General features: G+C 68.7%; 17 protein-coding genes. 10 read left to right on the forward strand and 7 right to left on the reverse strand.

Features of this window, described 5'->3' with window-relative positions:
* Positions 1-10 precede the first annotated feature (10 nt).
* Positions 11-796 carry an LppU/SCO3897 family protein gene (locus AOM45_RS19850; protein WP_156093657.1) on the reverse strand — a complete coding sequence of 262 codons (786 nt, stop codon included), beginning with the start codon at positions 794-796 and terminating at the stop codon, positions 11-13.
* Between the two features lie 82 nt (positions 797-878).
* Complete coding sequence (helR, locus tag AOM45_RS19855; RefSeq protein WP_372497405.1) at positions 879-3,050, reverse strand: RNA polymerase recycling motor ATPase HelR; 2,172 nt, start codon at positions 3,048-3,050, stop codon at positions 879-881.
* Between the two features lie 155 nt (positions 3,051-3,205).
* On the opposite strand from helR, the gene AOM45_RS52370 reads away from it, so the two are divergent.
* Positions 3,206-4,030: a hypothetical protein gene (locus AOM45_RS52370; RefSeq protein ID WP_201780017.1), complete on the forward strand. Its 825-nt coding sequence runs from the start codon at positions 3,206-3,208 to the stop codon at positions 4,028-4,030.
* Here the strand turns inward: AOM45_RS52370 and AOM45_RS19865 are convergent.
* Positions 4,027-4,626, reverse strand: coding sequence for a helix-turn-helix domain-containing protein (locus AOM45_RS19865; RefSeq protein ID WP_051782927.1), 600 nt, complete (start codon positions 4,624-4,626; stop codon positions 4,027-4,029). The two genes, AOM45_RS52370 and AOM45_RS19865, sit on opposite strands and share 4 nt — an antisense overlap.
* Before the next feature lie 11 nt (positions 4,627-4,637).
* On the opposite strand from AOM45_RS19865, the gene AOM45_RS19870 reads away from it, so the two are divergent.
* A complete protein-coding gene (locus tag AOM45_RS19870; protein ID WP_030466177.1) occupies positions 4,638-5,333 on the forward strand; it encodes an AzlC family ABC transporter permease in 696 nt (231 codons plus the stop codon).
* Positions 5,312-5,620, forward strand: coding sequence for an AzlD domain-containing protein (locus AOM45_RS19875; protein ID WP_030466176.1), 309 nt, complete (start codon positions 5,312-5,314; stop codon positions 5,618-5,620). The genes AOM45_RS19870 and AOM45_RS19875 overlap by 22 nt, the downstream gene beginning before the upstream one ends.
* A 3-nt stretch (positions 5,621-5,623) precedes the next feature.
* Here AOM45_RS19875 and AOM45_RS19880 read toward each other — a convergent pair whose 3' ends face one another.
* Positions 5,624-6,064 (reverse strand): Lrp/AsnC family transcriptional regulator, encoded by a 441-nt coding sequence (locus tag AOM45_RS19880; RefSeq protein ID WP_030466175.1) that lies wholly within the window; start codon positions 6,062-6,064, stop codon positions 5,624-5,626.
* 74 nt (positions 6,065-6,138) lie between these two features.
* Between AOM45_RS19880 and AOM45_RS19885 the strand changes: the two genes are divergently transcribed.
* From AOM45_RS19885 to AOM45_RS19895, 3 genes are all read left to right on the forward strand, one after another.
* Positions 6,139-7,326 (forward strand): trans-sulfuration enzyme family protein, encoded by a 1,188-nt coding sequence (locus tag AOM45_RS19885; protein ID WP_030466174.1) that lies wholly within the window; start codon positions 6,139-6,141, stop codon positions 7,324-7,326.
* Positions 7,327-7,465: 139 nt separating this feature from the next.
* The gene (locus tag AOM45_RS19890) at positions 7,466-8,809 is read left to right on the forward strand and encodes an amino acid permease (protein ID WP_081901945.1); all 1,344 of its coding nucleotides are present in this window, start codon (positions 7,466-7,468) and stop codon (positions 8,807-8,809) included.
* A gap of 42 nt (positions 8,810-8,851) precedes the next feature.
* The gene (locus AOM45_RS19895) at positions 8,852-9,673 is read left to right on the forward strand and encodes a hypothetical protein (protein WP_030466172.1); all 822 of its coding nucleotides are present in this window, start codon (positions 8,852-8,854) and stop codon (positions 9,671-9,673) included.
* Positions 9,674-9,726: 53 nt separating this feature from the next.
* Here AOM45_RS19895 and AOM45_RS19900 read toward each other — a convergent pair whose 3' ends face one another.
* Positions 9,727-10,707, reverse strand: coding sequence for a Rieske 2Fe-2S domain-containing protein (locus AOM45_RS19900; protein ID WP_236703757.1), 981 nt, complete (start codon positions 10,705-10,707; stop codon positions 9,727-9,729).
* Positions 10,708-10,841: 134 nt separating this feature from the next.
* Between AOM45_RS19900 and pdxT the strand changes: the two genes are divergently transcribed.
* From pdxT to AOM45_RS19915, 3 genes are all read left to right on the forward strand, one after another.
* Positions 10,842-11,468: a pyridoxal 5'-phosphate synthase glutaminase subunit PdxT gene (gene pdxT, locus AOM45_RS19905; protein WP_030466170.1), complete on the forward strand. Its 627-nt coding sequence runs from the start codon at positions 10,842-10,844 to the stop codon at positions 11,466-11,468.
* Positions 11,465-12,214, forward strand: a complete 750-nt coding sequence (locus AOM45_RS19910; RefSeq protein WP_030466169.1) for a YebC/PmpR family DNA-binding transcriptional regulator — start codon at positions 11,465-11,467, stop codon at positions 12,212-12,214. Before pdxT ends, AOM45_RS19910 begins: the two co-directional genes overlap by 4 nt.
* A gap of 170 nt (positions 12,215-12,384) precedes the next feature.
* Entirely contained in the window at positions 12,385-13,392 is a 1,008-nt protein-coding gene (locus AOM45_RS19915) for an NAD(P)-dependent alcohol dehydrogenase (RefSeq protein WP_030466168.1), read from the forward strand.
* Between the two features lie 6 nt (positions 13,393-13,398).
* On the opposite strand, the gene AOM45_RS19920 is transcribed toward AOM45_RS19915, so the two are convergent.
* A complete protein-coding gene (locus AOM45_RS19920; protein ID WP_030466167.1) occupies positions 13,399-13,968 on the reverse strand; it encodes a TetR/AcrR family transcriptional regulator in 570 nt (189 codons plus the stop codon).
* 35 nt (positions 13,969-14,003) lie between these two features.
* Here AOM45_RS19920 and AOM45_RS19925 point away from each other — a divergent pair, with 35 nt between their 5' ends.
* Positions 14,004-14,783, forward strand: coding sequence for an SDR family NAD(P)-dependent oxidoreductase (locus tag AOM45_RS19925; RefSeq protein WP_035909487.1), 780 nt, complete (start codon positions 14,004-14,006; stop codon positions 14,781-14,783).
* On the opposite strand, the gene AOM45_RS49640 is transcribed toward AOM45_RS19925, so the two are convergent.
* The gene (locus AOM45_RS49640) at positions 14,761-14,919 is read right to left on the reverse strand and encodes a DUF397 domain-containing protein (protein ID WP_081901920.1); all 159 of its coding nucleotides are present in this window, start codon (positions 14,917-14,919) and stop codon (positions 14,761-14,763) included. The genes AOM45_RS19925 and AOM45_RS49640 overlap by 23 nt on opposite strands.
* Positions 14,920-15,735: the final 816 nt, after the last annotated feature.

Here is a 15,735-nt window from a genome sequence, read left to right on the forward strand (position 1 = left end):
TCCCCCAGGACTAACGGCCGTAGGTGTCGGTGAAGCAGTAGGTGGTCTTGATCTCCGGGTACGCCAGCGCCAGCGCGGGCGACTCGCCGCACGCCGCCTTGTCGACGGTGTCCGTGAGCACCTTCACCTTCACCACCTGGAGCCCGCCGCACGGCGCCGTCTGGAACTCGGCGTCGAACGAGGCGGTCGTGAAGCTGTAGCACTGGCCGTCGGTGAACACGGGGATCAGGCACAGGTTCACGCTCTTGCGGCCCGAGTAGCCGTGGTACTTCGTGTAGGAGTCACGGTCTTCGCCGCACTTCTCGCTCTGCGAGCCGAGCACCTTGCTCACCGTGTAGTTGTGCAGGCCGCCCTCGCAGGGGACCGGTTCGTACTTGATGTTGAACGACGCTCCCGACACCTTCGCGCAGTCACCGACCTTCGCCTGCGGCAGAGCCGAGGTCGTGACCGTGGGGCTCGGGGTGGTGCTGGTGGCGGTGTCGAGGCCGCCGTCCTTGGAGAACCAGTAGAGGACGAAGGACATCATCCCCAGCAGCAGCACGCCGAGCACGCTCGCGATCACCAGGCCGACGCGGGAGGCGGGCTTCGAGGGCACGGAGGGGGCGACGGGCGGTTGGGTGGGCGGGGCTGGCCACCCCGCGGGTGGCGAACCGGCCGCGTGGGTGGGCGGCTGGGCGGGCAGGCCCGTGGGTGCCGCCCACACGTTCGCCGGTTCGCCTGCCGTTTCCGGCGTGGCGAGCCTTTCCGGTTCGCCGGGCCCTTGCGGCGTGGCGGGTGGGATGGGCGGAGTCGTCACGGATGCCCCCTCGGCGTGGACGTGGATGTGATCGTCTGGCCGACGCGAGCAGTCCCCCCAGACTTCCGCCCATCCTAGGACCTCAGGTCCGCACCGTCTCCGCCAATCCGGACAACGCGGCGGGCAGCGGCTCGTGGTGCAGCACGCCGAGCCGTTGCGTGGCTCGGGTCAGTGCCACGTACAGCTCCGCCGCGCCGCGCGGGCCGTCGGCCAGGATCCGTTCCGGTGCCACGACGAGCACCGAGTCGTACTCGAGGCCCTTGCTCTCCGCGGCGGGCACCGTGCCGGGCACGCCGGGCGGGCCGATCACGACGCTCGTTCCCTCGAAGCCCGCCTCGACGAGCTCGAACTCCTCGATCGCGGCCGCCAGCTCGGACTCGGCGATCTGACGAGCCCACGGCTCGACACCGTTGGCGCGCACCGATTCCGGCGCCTGCACGTCCGGTGCGAACTCGGCCAGCACGCGGGCCGCCACGGCCATGATCTCAGCGGGCGTGCGGTAGTTGACCGTCAGCGAACGGTACTCCCAGCGGCCCTTCACGTACGGGTCCAGCATCTGGCCCCACGACGTGGCGCCCGCCGCCGCACGACGCTGCGCCAGGTCGCCCACCACCGTGAAGGAACGGCCGGGGCAGCGGCGCATCAGCACTCGCCAGTCCATTTCGGACAGTTCCTGCGCCTCGTCGACCACGACGTGCCGGTAGGTCCAGCTCCGGTCCGCGAGCGCGCGTTCGACGAGCGTGCGCTGGTCGTGCTCCTCGAAGCGCTCGGCGAGGTCGCTCTCCGTCAACATGTCCGTGGCGAAGAGGTGGTCCTCGTCGTCCATGTGATCGGCGCGGCTGACCAGGCTGTCCAGCACCTCGGCGGCGTAGCGGGCTTCTGCCTGACGTTCCGCCTCAGCCGCCTGGTCGACGGCCTGCTCGGTGCCGTCACGGCCCAGCAACTCGTGCAGCTCGTCGAGCAACGGCACGTCCGACACCGTCCAGGGCGAGCCCTCTGCGCGGTGCAGCGACGGGTCGCCGCCCGCCTCCGCCAGCCGTTCCGGCGACGCGTAGAGCTCGCCCAGCAGCTCGAACGGCGTCATGATCGGCCACAGGGAGTCGAGCGCCGCGACGAAGTTGTCGTCGTCGGCCAGGTCCCTCGTCAGGCCCGCCCGCATCTCCTCCCAGGCGTCCTTGTCGGACCGGGACATCCAGCCCTTCCCGATCCGGCCGATCGCGCGTTCGGTCAGGACGTACGTGACGATCTCGCGGAACACCTTGCGGGCCTCGTTGTGCGGCAGGCCGCTGTCGCGCGCCTCCTGCCGGGCCCACTCGGCGACGTCCGCGGTGATCGGGACGACGACGTCCTTCATCCCGATGGGAATCGGCTCGGACGGGAGCTTCTGCCGCGCGGCGACGGCGGCCTTGAGCACACCGGCCATCTTCAGCGAACCCTTGAGCCGCGCCACGTCCGGCGTGTCCTCGTCCACAGCGGACAGACCGGGCAGCAGGCTGCCGGTGGTCGAGAACACGACGTCGGACTCGCCCAGCGACGGCAGCACGCGGCCGATGTGGTTGAGGAACGCCGGGTTCGGGCCGACGACGAGCACGCCGTGCCGTTCCATGCGTTCGCGTTGCGTGTACATGAGGTACGCGACGCGGTGCAGCGCCACGACGGTCTTGCCGGTGCCGGGACCGCCCTCGATCACCAGCACGCCGGGGTGGTCGAGCCGGATGATGGCGTCCTGCTCGGCCTGGATCGTCGCCACGATGTCGCGCATGCCCTCGCCGCGCGGCGCGTTCAACGCCTCGAGCAGCGCCACGTCACCCTGCTCCTCGCCGAGCCTGCCGAACACCTCGTCGGTGAACCCGGCCACGGTGCGGCGGCGGGTGAGGAACTGGCGGCGCCTGCTCATGCCCTCGGGGTTCGCGCCGGTGGCGGTGTAGAACGGGCGCGCGGCCGGTGCCCGCCAGTCGAGCAGCACCGGCTCGAAGTCGTCGTCCTCGTCGAACAGCCCGATCCGGCCGATGTAGGACAGGTCACCGTCGACACCGTCCAGCCGGCCGAAGCACAGGCCGTAGTCGGCCACGTTCAGCCGCTTCATCTCGCGGTGACGGGCGCGCACCTCGTTGTCGCGGTCCATGGCGGTCTCGCCGGTACCACCCAGTGCTGACTGGAACGCGGCCTTCACGCGCGCGCGTTCGGCATCGAGCCGTGCGTACAGACCGGCCACGTAGTCGCGTTCGGACTGCAGTTCTTCTTCGTAACCCACGTGATCCCCAGTGCGCCTCTGTTCTGGCATGAGCGATGAGTGTGAACGATGCACGGGGTCTTGTGGCAAGGCCCCCCGTCTGCTATACGGTTATAGGGGCAGGGAACGGAGATCCGTTCCCTTTTTTCGTTTGCGGCGCAGCTCATCATGGCCACATGAACCTGCCGTACCGCTGGGACCTCGTGACGCCCGACCAGCTCGGGTCGTTGCTCGACGGCACCGCCGAGCCCGACACGTGGTACCTCGACGACCTCGCCGAGTGCTCCGGCAAGGTGTTGGCACGCAGCGGGAACGGCGACCTCGTGTTCGTCGGACGGTCACTCGACTCGATGTTCGACCTGCTCAGCGGAGCGTTGGAGGACACGGACCGCGTCCTGCGCCGGTTGCCGTTCTCGTTCGAGCGCGGGCGCGCCCTCACCTCCTCGGAGCTCACGCGCGCCCGCGAGATGCTCGCGGAGATCGGCGTCACGCCCGCCGCGCTGGCGAGGCGCGACCGGCCCGTCACGTTCGTCGACGTGGTGTACGAGGGCTCGACGTTCACGAAGCTCTTCGGGCTGCTCGACGACTGGATCACCGAGGAACGGGAGACGTGGCCCGCGATCCGGCGCAAGATCCGGTTCGTCGGCATCACCAGCCGCAAGAAGACCAGTCCGAACACGTGGCGCTGGCACCAGCACGCCGAGTGGACGCGCCGCCTGCCCGCGTCCTCCGTCGTGAACGTGTCGCTCGACGAGTTCGTCTGGTCCTACTTCGGCAACCACCAGTCCAAGCTGACGTGGCCCTACAAGCTGCACCGGTGGTGCGAGTACCTGCCGGAGGCCAAGCACGACGAGCGCACGCGCCAAGCCCTGGCCGAGGCTGTGCACCTCGTGCGTCTGGGGCGCACCAATGACGTCCGGCGGATGATCGCCCGCGCGATCGACGGCGAGCCCGCGCTCACCGAACCCTGGCTGCGCACGCTGTTCCGCGAGCTCAGCTAGTTCAGGTGCTCCGTGACCATCATCGCGGTCGTCCCCGGCTCCAGCGCCTTGCAGGTGTGCGGCACGTCCCCGGGATAGACGATGTAGTCACCTGGCCCGAGCTCGACCGGGTCGTCCGCGGGTCCCGCCAGGCACCGCCCCGACGCCACGATCATGTGCTCGACGCTGCCCGCCATGTGCGGATCGGACTCGCGGGCGCCGCCGGGTTCGAGGGTCAGCCAGTAGATGTCGTGCTTGGTGCCGGCACGGCACGCCGCGAGCAGGGTGACGGCGTAGTGCGCGCGCTCGGAGTAGATGACCGGGCCTTCGCCGGCGCGGATGACCTGGACGCGGGGCACGGCCGGCTCGACCAGGCGGCTGAACGGGACGCCCAGCGCCACGCCCAGCGCCCACAGGGTCTCCACGCTGGGGTTTCCGCTGCCGGACTCCAGCTGGGAGAGCGTCGACTTGGCGATTCCCGCCTTGCGCGCGACCTCGGTCAGCGTCATGCCGGTGCGATCCCGCTCACGGCGGAGGTTGGCCGCGATGAGGTCGAGTGGTGCGTTCGACACAGAAGTCCATCCGTTCGGCTTGACGAACACCCGTCTGGTGTTCATCGTAGTGGGTGATGCGTTCGATATGGCGAACTCTTGATGCTGTGCTCCTGCGTGACGTGGCCGCGGTGGCACTGGGTGCCGCGGTCACCGGCGCCTCCTTCGGCGCGATCTCGGTGAGCTCCGGCTTGCCGTGGTGGGTGCCGGTGCTGATGTCGGTGGCGATCTTCGCGGGTGGCTCGCAGTTCATGGCCGTGGGCATCGTCGCCGCGGGTGGCAGCCCTGCCGCCGCGGTGCTGGCCGGACTGGTCCTCAACGCGCGGCACCTGCCGTTCGGGCTCGCGATCGGGGACGTGCTCGGCAAGAGCCCCCTCGCGCGGGTCGTCGGCAGTCACCTGCTCATCGACGAGTCGACGGCCTTTGCCATGGCGCAGAAGGATCCCGCGAGAGCGCGGGCGGCCTACTGGGCGTGTGGCGTGGCGTTGTTCATCAGCTGGAACACGGGGGTGCTCGTCGGTGCGCTCGCCGGGCAGGCGATCGGCGACCCGATGACGTTCGGGCTGGACGCTGCGTTCCCCGCGGCACTGCTCGCGCTCACGTTGCCGGCCCTCAAGGACGCGGCCACGCGCAACGCGGCGCTCGTGGGCGCCGTGATCGCGCTGGCGACGACACCGTTCCTTCCTGCCGGTGTGCCCGTGCTGCTCGCGCTCGCCGGTCTGTTCGTGTTCAGGACGAAGAAGGAGGAGCCGTGCCCGTCACCGCGATCCTGATCCTCGCGGCCGGCACCTTCGCGATCCGGTTCGCCGGGCCGTTGCTGCGTGACCGCGTCACGTTGCCCGACCGGGTGCGCGAGCTGCTCTCGGCGAGCGCGACCGTGTTGCTGTTCGCGTTGGTGGCGATCTCGGCGTTGACGAGCGGCAAGCAGTTCGGTGGTTTCGCACTCGCGATCGGCGTGGTCGTCGGCGGACTCGCGGCCTGGCGCAAACTGCCGTTCGTCGCGGTCATCGTGCTGGCCGCCCTCACCACTGCCGGGTTGAGGTTTGCCGGAATTGCATAGAATTCAGTGCTTCCGCACGTGCGAAAAGAGCAGATTCGTGTGCACCTCCGTCACTTCGCGACGACTGGTGAACTTGTCCAGCACCAGTCGTTGAAGGTGACCGACGTCCGATACCGCGACGTGCACCAGGAAATCTTCCGGACCTGTCACGTGTGAGAGTGCGAGAGTTTCGGGCAATGAGAGCACGTACGACATGAACGGGTCGACGATCTCCTTGGTGTGCGGCCGGATCTTCACCGCGAGCATCGCCTGCACGTGCCGCCCGAGCGCGTTCAGGTCGACCTCGGCGTGGTAGCCGGTGATCACTCCGCGCTCGCGCAACGCCCGGTGCCGGACCACCGCCGTCGACTGCGCGACGTTCACGCGTTCGGCCAGGTCCTTGTTCTGCAGCCGCGCGTCCTTCCGCAGCTCCCGCACGATGGCCTCGTCGATCGAATCCAGCACGGCTTCTCTCCCTTCCACCGAATCGGCTGCGGTTCATCGACCGCCCTGCCGAGGAAGTCTCCACCATTCGGGCCATGACGCGCATCGAGACCATCGCAGTGCACGGCGGCCGCGACGACCTCGCGGAGCTCGGCGTGCACGCACCTCCCATCGACCTGTCCACCACCTACCCCGTGCCTGACCAGGCGCTCGGCGGGGAGGCACTGGGTGAGTGGGCGACCGGCGCGGCACGGGCCGCCTCGCCCGTGTACGCGCGGCTGCACAACCCGACGGTCGCGCGGTTCGAGCAGGCGCTCGCGTCTCTCGAGCACACCGAGGCCGCCGTCGCGTTCGGCAGCGGCATGGCCGCGGTGACCGCCGTGATCCAGGCAGCGTGCGTGATGGCCGGAAAGCCGCACGTCGTAGCCGTGCGGCCGCTTTACGGCGGTACGGACCACCTGCTGTCGTCCGGTCTCCTGGGCGTCTCCACCACGTACGTCGAAGCAGGCCTGGTGTCCTCCGCGATCCGGCCGGACACCGGGTTGATCGTCGTCGAGACGCCGGCGAACCCGAACCTGGACCTGGTCGACATCGACCACGTCGTGCGCCAGGCCGGTTCGGTGCCGGTGATGGTCGACAACACCTTCGCGACCCCGGTCCTGCAGAACCCGGTCCTGCACGGGGCCTCCTACGTGCTGCACTCCGGCACCAAGTACCTCGGCGGGCACGGGGACGTGCTCGGCGGCGTCGTGGCCTGCTCCGAGGACCGCGCGGCGGCGTTGCGGCAGGTCAGGATCATCACGGGCGCCGTGCTGCACCCGCTGGGCGGCTACCTGCTGCACCGCGGGCTCGCGACGCTGCCCCTGCGCGTCGAGGCGGCTTCGCGGTCGGCGCAGATCCTGGCTCTGCGGCTCGCCGAGCACGACGCCGTCGAGTTCGTGCGCTACCCGACCGCGTCGCCGCAGATGCGGGGGACCGGCGCGATGATCGCGTTCGGCGTGCACGGCGACCCGACCGAGGTCGTGCGGCGGCTCGGTCTGATCACCCCGGCGGTGTCGCTCGGTTCGGTCGACACGCTGATCGAGCACCCGTGGGCGCTCACCCACCGGCTCGTGCCGGGAGAAGATTTGCGGGCCTCGGGCGTTCCGGAGAATTTGCTGCGCATTTCAGTTGGACTTGAGCATGTCGAAGACATTTGGGACGACCTAAACGCGGCTCTGTGTGACGTCGATTACGTTAAGCCTTCCCCAAATGATTACTTGGCGCTGAGCGCGGCTCACTAAGGTCCCAACGCATCAGCGCGTCGGGGCGCGGGAGGTTCCGACGCGAGCATTTTTCCGTTTCGGAAGGAACCTCTTCGTGAGTTCTGTGGAAACTGATGCGGACGGCTACACCAAGGCGTTGAGCAAGCGCCAGGTGCAGATGATCGCGATCGGTGGCGCGATCGGCGTCGGCCTCTTCCTGGGTGCGGGCGGACGCCTCGCCACAGCGGGGCCGTCGCTGATCCTGTCCTACGCGTTGTGCGGTCTCGCGGCGTTCTTCGTCATGCGCGCGTTGGGCGAGCTCGTGCTGCACCGCCCAGTTGCCGGCAGCTTCGTGGAGTACGCCCGCGAGTTCATCGGCCCGTGGGCGGGCTTCACGTCCGGCTGGATGTACTGGGTGAACTGGGCGATGACCGGCATCGCCGAGATCACCGCCGTCGCGATCTACATGCACAAGTGGTTCCCGGACCTGCCGCAGTGGATCACCGCGCTGGTCGCACTCGTCGTGCTGGTCGCGATCAACATGTTGTCGGTCAAGCTCTTCGGTGAGCTGGAGTTCTGGTTCTCCGTCATCAAGGTGACCGCGATCGTGGTCTTCCTGGTCGTCGGCACGAGCCTGGTGATCGGCAACGCCGACGTCGGCGGCACCACCGCGTCGGTGTCGAACACCCTCGGCCACGGCGGCCTGTTCCCGGCGGGCTTCGGCGTCGCGCTGATGACGTTGCAGGCGGTCGTGTTCGCCTACTCCGCCATCGAACTGGTCGGCATCGCCGCGGGTGAGACCAAGGACCCCGAGAAGATCATGCCGCGCGCCATCAACGGCGTGGTGTACCGGATCGCCATCTTCTACGTCGGTTCCGTGCTGCTGCTGACGATGCTTCTGCCGTGGGACCACTTCACCGGCACCGAGTCGCCGTTCGTGACCGTGTTCTCCGCGCTGGGCATCCCGGCGGTCGGCGACATCATGAACGCCGTGGTGCTGACGGCGGCGCTCTCGTCGTGCAACTCGGGTCTGTACTCGACCGGCCGCATCCTGAGGTCGTTGGCGCAGAAGGGTGAGGCGCCCGCGTTCACCGGTCGCATGAACTCCCGGCACGTGCCGTACGGCGGCATCCTCTTCACCGGTGCGGCTTACCTCTTCGGCGTGGTGCTCAACTACACCGTGCCCAAGGAGGCGTTCGACATCGCGATCGCGGTGGCGTCGCTGGGCGTGGTGTCGACGTGGGCCACGCTGATCATCTGCCAGATGCGGTTGCGCAAGAAGGCACTCGCGGGTGAGGTCGCGCGGCCGTCGTACCGGATGCCGGGCGCGCCGTACACGTCGTGGGGGACGCTCGCGTTCCTCGCGCTGGTGATCGGGCAGATGGCGTTCGCGGGCACGGCGGAGAAGATCGCGTTCTGGTCGATTCCGGTGCTGGCGCTGGTGTTGTTCCTCGGCTGGAGGTTCGTGAAGTCGCGCGAGCAGGCCGCGGCACAGCAGAAGCAGCTGGTCTCGGTCGACTGATCGCAGTGCCTCGGGAGAGCCCCCTCGACTACCGTTGCGGCGGTGGACGAGGGGGTTCTTTCCTGGCTGCTGGACTCGGATCCGGCGATTCGGTGGCAGGTGCTGCGCGATCTCCGCGACGCACCCGCGGCCGAGTGGGAGGCCGAGCGCGCCCGGATCGCCGTGGAGGGGTGGGGCGCTTCGTTGCTGTCCCATCGGGACGCGAGTGGTCGCTGGACACCGAAGCTGTACGGCGAGAAGTGGATTTCCACCACCTACGCGCTGTTGGAGTTGCGGCAGTACGGACTGCCCGGAGACGTCGTCCGTGACTCGTGCGCGTTGTTCCTGAGCGACGACGTCTGGCGCAAGGACATGTGCATCGCGGGGTTCGCGCTGACGTTGCTGCGCTGGGCATCGCTGCCGCACGACGAGGTGCTCGACTTCGTGCTGGCCGGTCAGCTCGCCGACGGCGGGTGGAACTGTGAGTCCGACCGGCACAGCTCGTTCCACACGACGATCAACGTGCTGGAGGGCATGCCGAGCGGTGACGCGGCTGCGCGCGCACGTGAGTTTCTGCTCGTGCACAAGCTGTACCGGTCGCACCGCACGGGCAAGGTGGTGAAGCCGGAGTTCCTGCGTCCCGTGTTCCCGCCGCGTTGGCGGTATGACGTCTTGCGCGCGTTGGACCACTTCTGGTCAGTAGGCGAGCTACAGGACGAACGCCTGGAAGACGCGCTGACCGTGCTGCGGTCGAAACCGTGGAACGTGACGGCACCGCACCCCGGCAAGGTCTGGTTCGAACTGGAACCGCGTGGAGCCCCCAGCAGGTGGAACACGCTGCGCGCCCTGCGGGTGCTCAGAGCACGCAACGCCCGGTCTTGTTGAGCACGCGGGGCCCTTTCGTTCGCTCAGAGTGCACGAAAGCTCCCCGCGTGCACTCACGAAGCGGGGTAGAACTGCTCGTACCAGCGGCGTAGCGCCTTGATCCCGCGCTCGTGCTGGAGCAGCACCGGACGGGCCTGGTGGACCTTGTGGTCCCAGATGCGGACCTCCTCCCGCACCTCGGCCAGAGCCTGCGTGCGGAAGACGAGCTTGAGCGCGGGCGCGAGGAACGGCAGCCCGGTCGGCTTGCGGACGTGGTAGAGCATCCGCAGCTCGCTCGTGCGGTCGTCGATCGGCGTGGTGAGGGCGATGGCCGTCAGCGAGAGCATGCTGCCGAACACCCGCACCACCATGACGCCGGGCCCGTACATGAACACGTCGAAGGTGTTGTCGACCTCCCAGGCCAGCACCTTGCGTGCGAAGCGGCCGCGGACCTCGGCGAACGGCCCGTCCACGACGAGGTTCTGCACCGGCGGCTCGCTCTGCCCGTGGATGAAGTGGAAGTGGGACTCGTCGACGATGTTCTCGCGCATCTCCTGGATGTGGATGCGCGCGGTCTGGATGTCGTCGATCGGGCTCGCGAACTCCGCGGCCGTGGCCTCCGGGATCTCCGGCACCTCCCAGGTCGGGTCCGGCCCGACGTGCACGAAGATCAGCCCGCTGTGCTCTCTCACCTCGAACCCGCCGATCGACACCTTCGGCGGCCGGGCGGCGAACGGCGCGTGGGTGCACCGGCCGTCCGCGCCGAACCGCCAGCCGTGGAACGGGCACTCGACCTCCCCGTTCACCACCTTCCCGCCGACGCCGAGGTGTGCGCCGTAGTGCGGGCAGTGGGCGTCGCGCACCGCGGGCCGTCCGTCGGGGCCGCGGAACGCGATGAGCGCCCGCCCGAAGTAGTGCAGGGGCACGACCTTCCCGCGAGGGAGCTGGACACTGCGCAGGACCGCGTACCAGCCGTGCGGCACGAACGGCATCGGGTACTCATCAGCGCGTGGATCGCGGGGCAGGGTGGTCATGTGGTCATCGATGCTGGACACGTCAACGAGTTAACGTCGTTAACTCGACAGGATCGACACCCGTCGGGAGGAAAGACGATCACCGCGCGCTGGGCTGAAACGCCCAGGGGCAACCACTGCCAACGGCCCCCGGCGCGTCAAATATGCTGGTGGGCATGGTTGTCGCTGCCCCACCCGTCATCGGAGTGCTCGCCCTTCAGGGTGACGTCCAGGAGCACTTGGTCTCGCTGGCCAAGTGCGACGTCACCGCACGCCCCATCCGCCGTCCGGAGGAGCTCGACGAGCTGGACGGCATCGTCATCCCCGGCGGCGAGTCGACGACCATCAGCAAGCTGCTCGACAACTTCGAGCTGCTGGAGCCCCTGCGCGCGAAGATCAAGGCCGGCCTCCCCGCCTACGGGTCGTGCGCGGGCATGATCCTGCTGGCGAACAACGTCCTGGACGGCCGCGAGGACCAGCACCAGCTCGGTGGGCTCGACGTCACGGTCCGGCGCAACGCGTTCGGACGGCAGATCGACTCCTTCGAGACCGACCTCGATCTCGCGGGCGAGACCGTTCACGCCGTGTTCATCCGGGCACCCTGGGTGGAGGCGGTGGGCGGCGACGTCGAGGTGCTCGCTACGGTGCCTGTGACGGCTGAAGCGGGGGACGCCGCCGGTAGGATCGTCGCGGTCAGGCAGGGCAACGTGCTGGCGACGGCGTTCCACCCGGAGCTCACGGGCGACGAGCGCGTTCACCGCCTGTTCGTTGACATGGTCCGAGGTTCGACGGAGGAGAAATGAGCGGCCACTCAAAGTGGGCGACCACCAAGCACAAGAAGGCCGCTATTGACGCCAAGCGCGGCAAGCTCTTCGCGCGGCTGATCAAGAACATCGAGGTCGCGGCCCGCACCGGCGGCGGCGACCCCGACGGCAACCCGACGCTCTTCGACGCGATCCAGAAGGCCCGCAAGAACTCGGTCCCGCTGGACAACATCGAGCGCGCCCGCAAGCGCGGCGGCGGCGAGGAAGCCGGCGGCGCCGACTGGCAGACCATCATGTACGAGGGCTACGGCCCGAACGGCGTCGCGGTGCTCATCGAGTGCCTCACCGACAACCGCAACCGCGCCGCCACCGAGGTCCGCACGGCCATGACCCGCAACGGCGGCTCGATGGCCGACCCCGGCTCGGTGTCGTACATGTTCAGCCGCAAGGGCGTCGTGATCGTGCCGAAGGCGGGCACGTCCGAGGACGACGTCATGCTGGCCGTGCTCGAGGCCGGTGCCGAGGAGGTCAACGACCTGGGAGAGGCCTTCGAGGTCGTCTCCGAGGCGGGCGACCTGATCCCGGTCCGCAAGGCTCTCCAGGAGGCCGGCATCGACTACGAGTCGGCCGAGTCGAGCTTCCTGCCGTCGGTCTCGGTGCAGCTCGAGGCCGAGGGTGCCAAGAAGATCTTCAAGTTGATCGACGCGCTGGAGGACTGCGACGACGTGCAGAACGTCTTCGCGAACTTCGACGTGTCGGACGAGGTCATGGCCGAGGTCGGCTGAGACCAGCACGCGACGAACGCCGGTCCTGCGGGGCCGGCGTTTTTGCTTGCCCCTAGGGGATCTTCCCGGATGTTCCGGCGACTTCCCGGCCCTAGTCTCGCCTCTGGTGCCGACGCTTCCGCCAGGCCGGCCGTTCCCACCGCGAACCGCGCTGCCACGGAGGCCCTGCGATGAAGGCGATCGTCCAGGACAGATACGGCTCTCACGAGACGCTCAGACTTGCCGAGGTCGACCGGCCGACGCCTGCGAACGGCGAGGTGCTGGTGCGGGTGTGCGCGGCCTCGGTCAACGCCGCCGACTGGCACATCATGCGGGGCGATCCCCGTCTGGCGAGGCTCGCGATGCCTGTCGCGTTCGGGTGGTCCGGTCCCAAGAAGAAGATCCGCGGCCGGGACTTCGCGGGCGTGGTCGAAGCGGTGGGTCCGGGAGTCACGCGGTTCCGGCCCGGTGACGAGGTGTTCGGCGACCTCGGCTTCTCCGACGGCGCGTTCGCCGAGTACGTGTGCGCTGGGGAAGACCTGGTGGCGGCCAAGCCCGCGGGCCTCACGTTCGAGCAGGCCGCGGCGATCCCGCTGGCGGGCAACACGGCGCTGACGGGCGTGCGCGACGTGGCAGAGGCGAAACCGGGACAGCGCTTCCTGGTCAACGGCGCGTCCGGCGGCGTCGGCACGTTCGCCGTGCAGCTCGCGAAGTCGTTCGGCGCGGAGGTCACCGCCGTCTGCAGCGCACGCAACGCCGACCTGGTCCGGTCCATCGGCGCCGACCACGTGATCGACTACGCCGTGGACGACTTCACCGCGAACGGCCGCCGCTACGACGTCGTGCTGGACCTGGTGGCGAACCGCTCGCTGGCCGACCTCCGGCGGGCGCTGACGCCCGACGGGACTCTCGTGCTGTCCGGTGGAGGCGTGTCCGACGGCGGCAGCCTCGTCGGGCCGATGGGCCTGACGATCGCCGGCGGGCTGATCTCCCGCTTCGTCCGCCACCGCGTGCGGCAGCTCAACGTGGCGCCGAGCGCGGCGAACCTGGAGACGCTGGCCGGACTCGCCGAGTCCGGCACCGTGGTCCCCGTGATCGACAGGACCTACCCGCTGCCCGAGGCGCCGGAGGCGATCCGGTACCTCGAACTGGACCACGCACGGGCGAAGGTCGTCGTCACGGTCGAACACGCGGCCTAACGACTTCTACAGGCCGGGCCAGGCCAGCTTCAGGCGCGCGAACGCCGCGGCCAGTGCGGCGGGCGGGTCGGGCTCGGTGCCCGCCAGGTCGGGGACCTCCAGGACGTAGCGGGCGAGCTGCCGCACCGAGAAGTCGTCGCTCCCGGTCTCCTCCGCGATCACCTGCGCGAGCGTGGTCTCGCAGCCCGTCCACAACGACCGCGCGTACGTGCGCAACGCAGGGGTGGCGACCACGAGGTCGGCGAGGCGCGTGTCCTGCCGGGTGGAGTCCGGGTCGAACGGGCCGCGCGTCGCCAGGAAGTCGTGCAGCGCCTGGAGGATCGTGACGCCCTCAGGACGTTCGCGCACCGCGGCGGTCAGCGACTGCTCCCGTTCGCTGCGGTCGCCCAGGACGAGCGCCTCCTTGCCGCCGGGGAAGTGCGCGAAGAGCGTCGACACCGCCGTGTCGGCTTCGTCGGCGATCTCGGCGACGGTGACCTGGTCGAACCCGCGTTCCAGGAACAACCGTCGAGCCGCGCCGGCCAGCGCTTCCCTGGTGGCGGCCTTCTTGCGTTCGCGGCGACCTGTCGGAGTCATACCGAAATCATAGTCACTTCGATTATGGTGTGGCTATGACTACACGCTGGAACGTTCACCGCCTGCCGCGCGCCGAGGGGAAGACCTTCCTGGTCACCGGTGCCAACGCGGGCATCGGCTACCACGTCGCCGAGCAGCTCGCGGGCACCGGCGCGACCATCGTGCTGGGGAGTCGGAACGCTGAGAAGGCCGACGCGGCGATGGCGTCCATCCGGTCCGTGGTGCCTGGTGCGCGCGTGCGGCACCTACAGCTGGACCTCGCCGACCTCGACTCGGTGAAGGCCGCCGCTCACGAGCTGGACAGCCTCGACGCGGTCGTCTGCAACGGCGGCGTCATGATCGACGACGCCGAGCTCATGTACGCCACCAACCACCTCGGGCACTTCGCGCTGGTCGGCTGGCTGATGCCGCTGCTCGCGGGTGGGCGCGTCGTCACCACCGGCAGCCTCAGGGGCAAGAAGGTGAAGGCGGGGGACGACTACGCCAGGTCGAAGCAGGCGCAGATGCTGTTCGGGTTCGAGCTCGACCGGCGGCAGGGAGCCGTCACCAGCATCGTGAACCACCCCGGCGGCGCACTCGACTCGATCACGTTTCCCGCCTCCCTCCTGTTGCAGGGCAAGGACGCCGGCGCGTGGCCCGCCGTCAGGGCCGTCCTGGATCCGGACGTGCGCGGAGGCGAGATGGTGGGGCCGCGCGTGTTCGGGTTGCGCGGCGAGCCTCAGCTCGAGCCCGTGCGCAGTCAGCTGGCGGACGAGGCGCTCGCCGCCCGCGTGTGGGAGGAGAGCGTCGAACTCACTGGTGTCGAGCCAGTTTGACGAACGCCGCCCAGGCTTCGCGGGAGACGGGCAGGTGGGTGGCGGGCGCCTTGCTGTCCCGGATGCCGACGCCGCGCCCGATCTCCACGCAGTCAGCACCGCTACCGCTGTAGCTGCTCTTGCGCCAGATGGTCATCAGTGGCCCTCCAAGATGCTGTCGATCACCGCCCTCGATTGTTCCTCAGTGTGTCACGAACGCTGAAAGGGGTTTGACAGGTAGGAGAACTCTTTGAGGCGGTGCTGCGTAGAAGATGAAGGTTGTTGGCCCTTCGGAGTCGCCCTACGGGGGGTGGCTTCAAACCGCCCACTGCTGCGTTAGCTGAAGACTGTCGTGGTGAGCGTGTGGGAAAAGGCATCCGTTGGAGGTGTCAGGTGGGGATCAGGAAGGCGTTGTGTCATAGCCTGCGAAGTGTCGAAACAATCGTGGTTGACATCAGAACCGGGGCGTTGAGGATAACCCGGGATGAGCCTGGCGGGTGCCCGTTTATTGGCCAGGTGGTGTCCGGCATGAAGGCGGCGCGAGCCTGATCTGCGGCTTCTGCGTGGAACGTGAGAAAGCGTGCCCCGACACCGCTGCCCAGGTTGAGGCAGCGAGAGGGAGCGCCTGGGGCGGCTGAAACCGCTCGGGTTGAGTACCGTCGCGGGGCGCGCTGGCGGACCGGTTCGTAGTAGCGAGGAAGCTCCTGCTTGATGCGGTGGGAGTGGAGCGAAGGGGCCGGGTCATTCGTGGCTGTTGTTCGTCCGATCAACCGGGCCGCGGCCCGGGAGGAGTTGTGTGGACCAGCTGAAATTGCCGGGCAAGTCGTTTGAGATTTCGAAGTGGGAAGTGCAGGAGGCGTGGGAGAAGGTCAGGGCCAATAAAGGAGCGCCGGGGGTGGACGGGCAGACGCTGGCGGAGTTCGAGAAGGATCTGAAAGGCAATCTGTACAAGATCTGGAACCGGATGTCGTCA

The organism is Lentzea aerocolonigenes (assembly GCF_000974445.1).
GTDB classification, from domain to species: Bacteria; Actinomycetota; Actinomycetes; order Mycobacteriales; family Pseudonocardiaceae; genus Lentzea; species Lentzea aerocolonigenes.